The 11,630-nt window shown below is 66.2% G+C and carries 6 protein-coding genes; 2 read left to right on the plus strand and 4 right to left on the minus strand.

Annotation, left to right across the window (positions count from 1 at the left end):
• From ER13_RS12745 to ER13_RS12755, 3 genes are all read right to left on the minus strand, one after another.
• The coding region (locus tag ER13_RS12745) for a cyclic nucleotide-binding domain-containing protein (RefSeq protein WP_035309765.1) at positions 1 to 650 on the minus strand (650 nt) is incomplete at its 3' end.
• A 15-nt stretch (positions 651 to 665) separates the two neighbouring features.
• Positions 666 to 1,220 carry an FKBP-type peptidyl-prolyl cis-trans isomerase gene (locus ER13_RS12750; RefSeq protein ID WP_008259539.1) on the minus strand — a complete coding sequence of 185 codons (555 nt, stop codon included), beginning with the start codon at positions 1,218 to 1,220 and terminating at the stop codon, positions 666 to 668.
• Positions 1,221 to 1,414: 194 nt separating this feature from the next.
• Positions 1,415 to 2,251, minus strand: coding sequence for an alpha/beta hydrolase (locus ER13_RS12755; RefSeq protein WP_035309766.1), 837 nt, complete (start codon positions 2,249 to 2,251; stop codon positions 1,415 to 1,417).
• Between the two features lie 383 nt (positions 2,252 to 2,634).
• Between ER13_RS12755 and rpoB the strand changes: the two genes are divergently transcribed.
• Both rpoB and rpoC read left to right on the plus strand, forming a co-directional pair.
• A complete protein-coding gene (rpoB, locus tag ER13_RS12760) occupies positions 2,635 to 6,750 on the plus strand; it encodes a DNA-directed RNA polymerase subunit beta (RefSeq protein ID WP_008260904.1) in 4,116 nt (1,371 codons plus the stop codon).
• Positions 6,751 to 6,867: 117 nt separating this feature from the next.
• Complete coding sequence (rpoC, locus tag ER13_RS12765; RefSeq protein ID WP_008263311.1) at positions 6,868 to 11,064, plus strand: DNA-directed RNA polymerase subunit beta'; 4,197 nt, start codon at positions 6,868 to 6,870, stop codon at positions 11,062 to 11,064.
• Positions 11,065 to 11,126: 62 nt separating this feature from the next.
• Here rpoC and ER13_RS18700 read toward each other — a convergent pair.
• Positions 11,127 to 11,630 (minus strand): hypothetical protein (locus tag ER13_RS18700; RefSeq protein WP_035309769.1); only part of this gene is annotated, 504 nt, incomplete at its 5' end.

Genomic DNA, 11,630 nt, shown 5'->3' on the forward strand with positions numbered 1-11,630 from the left:
CGGTCCACCTGGCGGGCGCACAGTTCGGCCCAGGCCGGCTGGCCCTGTTCGGCGACATAGAGGACATAGTCGTGGCCGTCCTCGACCCGGCTGAACCATTCGGCGGCCGAGGTCAGGGCCGACTGGTCGATGACCCGGCAGGTGAAGCCCATGGCCTGGATCGCGGCGGCGATCCGTTCGACGAAGGCGCGGATCGGACGGGGGCGGGCCGAGACGAAGCCGAAGACGCTGGGTTCGGCCGCGCCGCCCGCCCGCTCGCGGGCGCGGTGGATCATCAGCCGCGACAGTTCGACCATCAGGTCCGGCTCGGTCCGGGCGGCCTCGAAGAAGGCTTCGCGCGGCAGGGCCAGGATTTCGGTGTCGCGCAGGGCCACGACGTCGGCGGTGTGCGGCGTCCCCGCCAGCATGGCCATTTCACCGACCGGCTCGCCGGGACGCACGACGCCGAGCAGATGGACGGGCTGATCCGGTTCGCTGTGGAAGACGCCCAGACGGCCCGAACGGACCAGATACAGGGTGTCTGACGGATCCCCCGCCGTGAACAGCCGCTCGCCCCCGGTCAGGGCGAACCAACTGGCCCGATCGATCATCGGCCCCTCGAAGATGCGCGACAGGGCCGAGGCGAGGGTGTCGGAACGAAGCGGAGCCATGAGGGGATTGTCCGATCAGGCCGCCGGCTTCACGTCCAGAAGTTCGACCGAGAAGCGCAGGGTCGAGTTGGGCGGCAGTTCGTCGCCGCCGACCCAGCGGCCGCCGTAGCCGAGCGAGGCGGGGATGACGAACTCATAGATCTCGCCCACGCGCATCAGGGCGACGCCCTCGGTCCAGCCCTTGATGACGCGGTTCAGCGGGAACTCGGCCGGCGCGTTGCGGGCGTAGGAGCTGTCGAACTCGCGTCCGTCGATGAAGGTGCCGCGATAGTGGACCTTGACCGTGTCGGTGGCCGACGGCTGGGCGCCCTCGGGATGAGCCTTGCCGACGCGACGGTACTGCAGGCCGCTTTCGGTCGTGGTCCAGCCGCGCCGGGCGCCGTTCCAGGCCAGATAGGCGGTGTTGCCCGCGTCCCAGGCCTGTTGCGGCGTCAGAGAGGCCTGACCCTCCACCTCGGCGGCGGCGCGGGCGGCGGCCGAGGCGGTCTCGGCGTAGGTGACGGGCTGGCCGCGCGAGGCGCAGGCGGCGAGCGAGAGAGCGGCGAGCAGGGGGAGGGCGATGCGAGTCATAAGGCGACGCTAGCAGGGTGTCACGCTGTGCGGCAGAGGGATTTTCCCTTCTCCCGTTGGGAGAAGGTGGCCCGAAGGGCCGGATGAGGGGGCGCCGGTGGGCCAACTCGCACCATCTTGCCCCTCACCCTTTCGCGCTAAGGACGATCGCTGACGCTCTCGTGCGCTCAAGCCCTCTCCCGGCGGGAGAGGGTTCACAGGCCTAGCGCCGCCGCGACCCTGGTCTGGAAGTCGGGCTGTTCGCCGACGTCGTTGTGGCCGGCCTGAGGGAAGCTGAGGTGCTCGACCTTGACGCCTTCGGCCTCAAGTTCTCGGGCCAGGCGGCGACTGAGCGACGCCGGCAGGGTGTCGTCGCGGCCCGCCTCCAGCACCACCACCTTGCCGGAGTAGCCCTGAAGCGCGGCCGGGATGTCGATGTCGTTCAGATTGGGGGCGATGTGGATCCGTACGAAGGGGCGCGCCCAGCCGACCATGGTGTCCACGGCGGCGCGGGTGCTGGGGGTCGTCGTCTCCAGCACCAGGGCGTCGGCGGGCATATATTGAGCGGCCTGGGCGCAGACGGGGCCGCCCAGGGAATGGCCCCAGGCGATCAGCTTGCGGCCCTCGGCGTCGGCCTGGGCGCGGGCGGCGTCGGCGACGGCCGTGCCGGCGGCCATAAAGCTCGCGTAGTCCGCCTGGCCCGCCGTGCCGCCATAGCCGGGATAGTCGAACATCAGGGCGTCGCCGAACGGCGCCAGCTTGGCGGCGGTCCTGCCCGCGCCGGCGCTGCGCCGGAAGAGATTGCCGCCGCAGAACAGGATCAGGGGCGCGTCGGCGCGACCGGTCCGAACGCGGGTGACGCCCACGGTTCCGCCCGAATAGGGAAGGCTGAGGACGTCGGCCTCAAAACCCATGGGGATGTCGGCGGGCAGGGTGATCTTCTCGGCGGCCAGCCGGGTGTCGGGATAGAAGAAGGCGTCCTCCGGGACGTTCATCGACAGACAGCCGGACAGCAGAACGGCGGCGGCCAGGATCGTAAGGCGTCGGTGCATGTTTCGCGCTCCCCTGGAACGATCATGCGGAGGTCGCCGGGGTTGTCAATCGGGTGCGTAGGCGCCGGTTTCTCCATGCCGTCGTCTGGTTCCCGAAAAACTGCGACCCAGGTCTTTATTTCGCCGTGGAAGCGAGTATATGTCCGCGTTCCGCAACACTCCTAAAGAGTCTGCGCGCAAGCGCCGAGGCCCGGTCCGTCGCCCTCCGACCGGAGCGAAGGCGCGGCTCCTTCCCCAGGGAGCCGGTACATTTCAGGCGTCCTGGCCCGGCAGCGGGCCGAGGGTGGACGCCGAAAACCTGGCTGCGGACGCTTAAAACGCGCGCCGTGGCTGCTGCATTTCACGCGCGATTTCCCCGGATTGCGCGCCATGGGAAACACTAAATGACTGACGTCGCCCACGATCTCGCCATCAACGGTCAGATCGCTTCCGCCACTTCGTTCACCGGCAAGAAGCGCATCCGCAAATCCTTCGGGCGCATCCCCGAAGCGGTCGCGATGCCGAACCTGATCGAGGTCCAGCGCGCCTCCTACGAACAGTTCCTGCAACGCGAGGTCCGTCCGGGCCAGCGCAAGGAGCAGGGCATCGAGGCGGTCTTCAAGTCGGTGTTCCCGATCAAGGACTTCAACGAACGCGCCATCCTGGAATACGTCTCGTACGAGTTCGAGGATCCGAAGTACGACGTTGAAGAGTGCATCCAGCGCGACATGACCTATGCCGCGCCGCTGAAGGTCAAGCTGCGGCTGATCGTGTTCGAGACCGACGAGGAAACGGGAGCCCGTTCGGTCAAGGACATCAAGGAGCAGGACGTCTACATGGGCGACATCCCGCTCATGACGGACAAGGGCACCTTCATCGTCAACGGCACCGAGCGCGTGATCGTCTCGCAGATGCACCGTTCGCCGGGCGTCTTCTTCGACCACGACAAGGGCAAGACGCACAGCTCGGGCAAGCTGCTGTTCGCCGCCCGCGTGATCCCGTACCGCGGTTCGTGGCTCGACTTCGAGTTCGACGCCAAGGACGTGGTCTACGTCCGCATCGACCGCCGCCGCAAGCTGCCGGCCACGACCTTCCTGATGGGTCTGGGCATGGACGGCGAAGAAATCCTGAAGACCTTCTACGAGACCGTGCCTTACGAGAAGCGCGGCGAGGGCTGGGTCACGCCGTACAAGGCCGAGCGCTGGCGCGGTGTGAAGCCGGAGTTCGATCTGGTCGACGCCGACACCGGCGAAGTGATCGCCCAGGCCGGCCAGAAGATCAGCGCCCGCGCCGCCAAGAAGCTGGGCGACACCACGACCTCGCTGTCGCTGGCCGCCGACGCTCTGGTCACCAAGTATCTGGCCAATGACGCCGTCAACTTCGAAACCGGCGAGATCTTCGCCGAGGCCGGCGACGAGCTGGACGCCCCGACCATCGAAGTGCTGGAGCAAAACGGCTTCACCACCATCGAGGTGCTGGACATCGACCACGTCACGGTCGGCGCCTACATGCGCAACACCCTGCGCATCGACAAGAACGACACCCGCGAGGACGCCCTGTTCGACGTCTATCGCGTGATGCGTCCGGGCGAGCCGCCCACCCCGGAAGCCGCCGACAACATGTTCAACTCGCTGTTCTTCGACAGCGAACGCTATGACCTGTCGGCCGTCGGCCGGGTCAAGATGAACATGCGCCTGGAGACCCCCGAGGTTTCCGACGAGATCCGCGTCCTGCGCAAGGACGACGTGCTGAAGGTGCTGCAGATCCTGGTCGGCCTGAAGGACGGCCGCGGCGAGATCGACGACATCGACAACCTGGGCAACCGCCGGGTCCGTTCGGTCGGCGAACTGCTGGAAAACCAGTACCGCGTCGGCCTGCTGCGGATGGAGCGCGCCATCAAGGAGCGCATGTCCTCGGTCGATATCGACACGGTCATGCCGCACGACCTGATCAACGCCAAGCCGGCCGCCGCTGCGGTTCGCGAGTTCTTCGGTTCGTCGCAGCTGTCGCAGTTCATGGACCAGACGAACCCGCTGTCGGAAATCACCCACAAGCGTCGCCTTTCGGCGCTTGGCCCGGGCGGTCTGACGCGCGAGCGCGCGGGCTTCGAAGTCCGCGACGTTCACCCGACCCACTACGGCCGCATCTGCCCGATCGAAACGCCGGAAGGCCCGAACATCGGCCTGATCAACTCGCTGGCCACCCACGCGCGCGTCAACAAGTACGGCTTCATCGAGAGCCCGTACCGTCGCGTGAAGGACGGCGTGGCCCAGAACGAGGTGGTCTACATCTCGGCCATGGAAGAGTCGAAATACACGATCGCCCAGGCCAACATCGAACTGAAGAACGGCAGCATCGTCGAGGACCTGGTCCCCGGCCGGATCAACGGCGAATCCCAGCTGCTGAACCGCGACGCCGTGGACATGATGGACGTGTCGCCGAAGCAGGTCGTTTCGGTCGCCGCCGCCCTGATCCCCTTCCTGGAAAACGATGACGCCAACCGCGCACTGATGGGCGCGAACATGCAACGTCAGGCCGTGCCTTTGGTGCAGTCGGACGCGCCGCTGGTCGGCACCGGCATGGAAGCGGTCGTGGCCGTGGACTCCGGCGCCGTCGTGGTCGCCCGTCGTGAAGGCGTCGTCGAACAGATCGACGGCACCCGGATCGTCGTGCGCGCCACCGGCGACGTGGACGCCGCCCGTTCGGGCGTCGACATCTACCGCCTGTCGAAGTTCCAGCGTTCGAACCAGTCGACCTGCATCAACCAGCGCCCGATCGTGCGCGTGGGCGATCAGGTCAAGGCCGGCGACGTCATCGCCGACGGCCCCTCGACGGACCTGGGCGAACTGGCCCTGGGCCGCAACGCCCTCGTCGCCTTCATGCCCTGGAACGGCTACAACTTCGAAGACTCCATCCTGATCTCGGAGCGCATCGTGCGCGACGACGTCTTCACCTCCATCCACCTCGAGGAATTCGAAGTGATGGCGCGTGATACGAAGTTGGGCCCGGAGGAAATCACCCGCGACATCCCCAACGTCGGCGAGGAAGCCCTGCGCAACCTCGACGAAGCAGGCATCGTGGCCATCGGCGCCGAGGTCCAGCCGGGCGACATCCTGGTCGGCAAGGTGACGCCGAAGGGCGAAAGCCCGATGACCCCGGAAGAGAAGCTGCTGCGCGCCATCTTCGGCGAGAAGGCTTCGGACGTCCGTGACACCTCCCTGCGCCTGCCGCCCGGCGTCGCCGGCACGATCGTTGACGTTCGCGTCTTCAACCGTCACGGCGTGGACAAGGACGAGCGCGCCATGGCGATCGAACGCGCCGAGATCGAACGCTTGGGCAAGGACCGCGACGATGAGCTCAAGATCCTTGAGCGCAACGTCTATGGCCGCCTGAAGCCGCTGATCCTGGGCAAGAACGCCGTCTCGGGCCCGAAGGGCATCGGCCGCGGCGAACTGACCGAAGAGAAGCTGGCCGAGGTCAGCCGTGGTCTGTGGTGGCAGATCGCCCTGGACGACGAGAAGGCCATGGGCGAGCTGGAGGCGATGAAGCGCCAGTTCGAGGATGCGCGTAAGCAACTGGACCGTCGTTTCGAAGACAAGGTCGAGAAGCTGCAACGCGGCGACGAACTGCCCCCCGGCGTGATGAAGATGGTCAAGGTCTTCGTGGCCGTGAAGCGCAAGCTTCAGCCCGGCGACAAGATGGCCGGCCGTCACGGCAACAAGGGCGTCATCTCCAAGATCCTGCCGATCGAGGACATGCCGCACCTGGAAGACGGCACCCACGTGGACGTCGTTCTGAACCCGCTGGGCGTGCCTTCGCGCATGAACATCGGCCAGATCTTCGAAACCCACCTGGGTTGGGCCGCCGCCGGCCTGGGCAAGCAGATCTCCGGTCTGCTGGAAGCCTGGCAGCAGGGTGGTCAGAAGCAGGCCCTGATCGATCGTCTGACGCATATCTACGGCCCGGAAACCCCGCTGCCGCAGGATGAGGAAGAGCTGATCGAACTGGCGAAGAACCTGTCCAAGGGCGTGCCCTTCGCGACCCCGGTCTTCGACGGTGCGCACATCGGCGACATCGAACGCCTGCTGGAAGAGGCGGGGCTGAACAAGTCGGCCCAGTCGATCCTGTACGACGGTCAGACCGGTGAGCAGTTCAAGCGTCCGGTCACGGTCGGCTACATCTATATGCTGAAGCTGCACCACCTGGTCGACGACAAGATCCACGCCCGCTCCATCGGCCCGTACTCGCTCGTCACCCAGCAGCCGCTGGGCGGCAAGGCGCAGTTCGGCGGTCAGCGCTTCGGGGAAATGGAGGTCTGGGCTCTGGAAGCCTACGGCGCCGCCTACACCCTGCAGGAGATGCTGACGGTGAAGTCCGACGACGTGGCCGGCCGGACCAAGGTCTACGAGGCCATCGTCCGCGGCGACGACAGCTTCGAGGCCGGCATTCCCGAGAGCTTCAACGTGCTCATCAAGGAAATGCGTTCGCTGGGTCTGAACGTGGAGCTGGAGAATTCGTGAGGCGTGACGCGTGAGTCGTGACTGGGCCGACGCCCGTCACGACTCACCAATCACCAATCACGGCGCTGTTCTCCCTCTGAATAATTTTCGCGGCTCTAGCCGCAGCAAGGAACCAAGATGAACCAGGAAGTCCTGAACATCTTCAACCCGGTCCCGGTCACCCCGACCTTCGACCAGATCAAGATCGCCCTGGCCTCGCCGGAGAAGATCCGCTCGTGGTCGTTCGGCGAGATCAAGAAGCCGGAAACCATCAACTACCGCACGTTCAAGCCCGAGCGTGACGGCCTGTTCTGCGCCCGTATCTTTGGCCCGACCAAGGACTACGAATGCCTGTGCGGCAAGTACAAGCGCATGAAGTACAAGGGCATCATCTGCGAGAAGTGCGGCGTCGAAGTCACCCTGGCCCGCGTTCGCCGCGAGCGCATGGGTCACATCGACCTGGCCGCCCCGGTCGCCCACATCTGGTTCCTGAAGTCGCTGCCGTCGCGCATCTCGCTGATGCTGGACATGGCGCTGAAGGACGTCGAGCGCGTCCTGTATTTCGAGAACTACATCGTCACCGAGCCGGGCCTGACCCCGCTGAAGCAGAACCAGCTGCTGACGGAAGACGAATTCTATCGCTACCAGGAAGAGTTCGGCGATGACGGCTTCACCGCCGAGATCGGCGCCGAGGCCGTCCGCAACCTGCTGATGGGCATCGACCTGCACGCCGAGGCTGAAAAGCACCGCGGCGAACTGGCCGACAGCCCGTCGGAAATGAAGGCCAAGAAGGCGTCCAAGCGCCTGAAGCTGATCGAGGCCTTCCTGGAATCGGGCAACAAGCCCGAGTGGATGATCCTGACCATCGTGCCGGTCATCCCGCCGGAACTGCGTCCGCTGGTGCCGCTGGACGGCGGTCGTTTCGCGACCTCCGACCTGAACGACCTGTATCGCCGCGTCATCAACCGGAACAACCGCCTGAAGCGCCTCATGGAGCTGCGGGCGCCGGACATCATCATCCGTAACGAAAAGCGGATGCTGCAAGAGTCCGTCGATGCGCTGTTCGACAACGGCCGTCGCGGTCGCGTCATCACGGGCGCCAACAAGCGTCCGCTGAAGTCGCTGGCCGACATGCTGAAGGGCAAGCAAGGCCGCTTCCGTCAGAACCTTCTGGGCAAGCGCGTCGACTATTCGGGCCGTTCGGTCATCACCGTCGGTCCCGAGCTGAAGCTGCACGAGTGCGGCCTGCCCAAGAAGATGGCGCTGGAGCTGTTCAAGCCGTTCATCTACGCGCGCCTTGACGCCAAGGGCCTGTCGGGCACCGTCAAACAGTCCAAGCGCATGGTCGAGCGCGAACAGCCCGCCGTCTGGGACATCCTGGACGAGGTCATCCGCGAACACCCGGTCCTGCTGAACCGCGCGCCGACGCTTCACCGTCTGGGCATCCAGGCGTTCGAACCCAAGCTGATCGAGGGCAAGGCCATCCGCCTGCACCCGCTGGTCTGTACGGCGTTCAACGCCGACTTCGACGGCGACCAGATGGCTGTGCACGTCCCGCTGAGCCTCGAGGCCCAGCTGGAAGCGCGCGTCCTGATGATGTCGACCAACAACATCCTGTCGCCCGCCAACGGCAAGCCGATCATCGTGCCGTCGCAGGACATCGTCCTGGGTCTGTACTACCTGTCGCTGGTCAAGGACGGCGAGCCGGGTGAAGGCAAGCTGTTCGCCAATATGGGCGAGATCGACGCGGCGCTGGACGCCAAGGTCGTGACCCTGCACAGCCGCATCAAGGCGCGCTGGACGGAACAGGACGCCGAAGGCAAGGAGGTGACCAAGGTCATCGACACCACGCCGGGCCGGATGAAGCTGGGCGCCCTGCTGCCGCGCAACCCGAACGTCGGCTATCGCCTGCTCGAGAAGAACCTGACCAAGAAGGAAATCGGCAATCTGATCGACGTGGTCTATCGCCACTGCGGTCAGAAGGCGACGGTGATCTTCGCCGACCAGATGATGGGCCTGGGCTTCCGCGAAGCCGCCAAGGCCGGCATTTCGTTTGGCAAGGACGACATCGTCATCCCGGCGAAGAAGGCCGAACTGGTCGCCGAAACCCGCACCCAGGTGGAGGAGTACGAGCAACAGTACGCCGACGGCCTGATCACGCGCGGCGAGAAGTACAACAAGGTCGTCGACGCCTGGGCCAAGGCCACGGACCGGATCGCCGACGCCATGATGGGCGAGATCGCGCAGCCGCGCGTGCTGATCGAGGGTGAAAACCCCGACATCAACTCGGTCTTCATGATGGCCAACTCCGGCGCCCGGGGTTCGCAGGCGCAGATGAAGCAACTGGGCGGCATGCGCGGCCTGATGGCCAAGCCCTCCGGCGAGATCATCGAGACGCCGATCACCTCGAACTTCAAGGAAGGCCTGACCGTCCTTGAATACTTCAACTCCACCCACGGCGCCCGTAAGGGTCTGGCCGACACCGCGCTGAAGACCGCCAACTCGGGTTATCTGACCCGTCGTCTGGTGGACGTGGCGCAGGACTCGATCGTCACCGAGGACGACTGCGGCTCGACGCGCGGGATCACCCTGCGCGCGGTCATGGAAGGCGGCGACGTCCTGGTCTCGCTGGGCGCCCGCATCCTGGGTCGCTATGCGGCCGAGGACATCAAGGAGCCGGGCACGGACACCGTCCTGTTCCCCGCCGACACCTATCTGGTGGAAGAAGTGGTCGAGGCGGTCGACGCCGCCGGCGTTCAGTCGGTCAAGGTCCGTTCGGCCCTGACCTGCGAGGCGGAAGCCGGCATCTGCGCCCACTGCTACGGGCGTGACCTGGCGCGCGGCACCAATGTCAATATCGGCGAAGCGGTCGGCGTCATCGCCGCCCAGTCCATCGGCGAGCCGGGCACCCAGCTGACGATGCGGACCTTCCACATCGGCGGTACGGCGCAGGTGGCGGAAACCTCCTTCATGGAGGCGACCAACGCCGGCGTGGCCAAGATCACCGGCCCGACCGTCACCGCCGCCCACGGCGACCTGGTGGCGATGAGCCGCAACGTCATCGTGACCGTGGTCGTGGACGGCAAGGACCGCGAGACCCACAAGGCGCCTTACGGCGCTCGGATCCGGGTCAAGGAAGGCAGCGAGGTCAAGAAGAACCAACGTCTGGCCGAGTGGGACCCCTACACCACCCCGATCCTGACGGAAGTCGGCGGCCTGATCCGCTTCGAGGATCTGGTCGAAGGCCTGTCGGTCAAGGAAGAAACCGACGAAGCGACGGGCATCGCCCAGCGCGTCGTCAGCGACTGGCGCGCCAGCCCGCGGGGTTCGGACCTGCGTCCGGCCATGGGTGTCACCCTGGGCGACGCCTACGCCAAGCTGGCCTCGGGCTCTGACGCCCGTTACCTGCTGCCCGTGGGCGCGGTTCTGTCCGTGTCGAACGGCGACGAGGTCAAGCCGGGCGAGATCATCGCCCGCGTCCCGACCGAAGGCGCCAAGACCCGCGACATCACCGGCGGTCTGCCGCGCGTCGCCGAACTGTTCGAAGCCCGCCGTCCCAAGGACTGCGCGGTCATCGCCGAGATGGATGGTCGCGTCGAATTCGGTCGCGACTACAAGAACAAGCGCCGCATCAAGATCACGCCGGAAGTCAACGCCGACGGCGTGCAGGGCGAACCGGTCGAGTTCCTGATCCCGAAGGGCAAGCACATCTCCGTCCACGACGGCGATCTGATCCAGAAGGGCGACTACATCATCGACGGCAACCCGGATCCGCACGATCTGCTGCGCATCCAGGGCGTCGAGGCTCTGGCCGAGTATCTGGTGAACGAAGTGCAGGAGGTCTACCGACTGCAAGGCGTGCCGATTAACGACAAGCACATCGAGGTCATCGTCCGTCAGATGCTGCAGAAGGTCGAAGTCCTGGATTCGGGTGAAACCACCCTGATCCGCGGCGACACCGTCGAAGTGGCCGAAGCCGTTCTGGAAAACCTGAAGGTCGAGAAGCGCGGCGGCCGTCAGGCCACCACCCAGCCCGTCCTGCTGGGCATCACCAAGGCGTCGCTGCAGACCCGCAGCTTCATCTCGGCGGCGTCCTTCCAGGAGACCACCCGCGTCCTCACCGACGCCTCGGTCCACGGCAAGAAGGACATGCTGGAAGGCCTGAAGGAAAACGTCATCGTCGGCCGCCTGATCCCGGCCGGTACGGGCGCCTATCTGCGGGCCCTGCAGAAGATCGCCAACGATCGCGACGCCGAGCTGACGCAAGCCCGCGAAGACGCGATCGAGCCGTTGCCGGCCGATCTGCAACTGGAGCTGGAGAGCAGCGAAGGCTGATCTCCGGGTTCGGATGTGATGAAATGAAGAGGGCGGCGCCGGCGACGGCGCCGCCCTTTTTTCTATTCGTCCTTCCCGCCGATCTGCAGACCGCCGATGCTAGCCGAAAGGCCCTGAGGGCGGCGTTCGCCCCGGTTGATCGTCGTCTCTGCGCCCTGGCGCATGTCCACGCCCGGTACGTCGGGCAATTGCGCCCCGGCGCAGCCTGTACCGAAGTTGGATCCTGGGCAGTCCGCCGGGCCGACCACGCCGACGCCGCCGGACAGGGGGCGACGCTTGGCTTCCCATTCCGCCAGACGGCGAGCGCCCTCGCGGGCGAAGGCGGCGTCGCGCTGGGGATTGCCTGAGCCGGTGATCGGGGCGGCGTTCTCGCCGCGCCGGGCGAACGCGTCACGGCAATGGCGACGTTCGGCGTCGTTCAACAGGTCGGGCGAGGCGCAGCCGGGCAGGCCCTGGCGCAGCGACCGCGCCATGGCCCCGGACCGATTGGCGGGATCCACGCGCCAGACGTCGGCCGGCGGCGGCGCGCCGTGCGGCGCCGGGGCGGCGAGACGGGGACGCAGAGG

This window comes from Brevundimonas sp. EAKA, from assembly GCF_000698025.1.
GTDB classification, from domain to species: Bacteria; Pseudomonadota; Alphaproteobacteria; order Caulobacterales; family Caulobacteraceae; genus Brevundimonas; species Brevundimonas mediterranea_A.

What these genes read in the sequence shown, in the direction of transcription:
- ER13_RS12750 (WP_008259539.1), bottom strand. Translation starts at nt 1,220, where the DNA reads ATGACTCGCATCGCCCTCCCCCTGCTCGCCGCTCTCTCGCTCGCCGCC.
- ER13_RS12755 (WP_035309766.1), bottom strand. Translation starts at nt 2,251, where the DNA reads ATGCACCGACGCCTTACGATCCTGGCCGCCGCCGTTCTGCTGTCCGGC.
- rpoB (WP_008260904.1), top strand. Translation starts at nt 2,635, where the DNA reads ATGACTGACGTCGCCCACGATCTCGCCATCAACGGTCAGATCGCTTCC.
- rpoC (WP_008263311.1), top strand. Translation starts at nt 6,868, where the DNA reads ATGAACCAGGAAGTCCTGAACATCTTCAACCCGGTCCCGGTCACCCCG.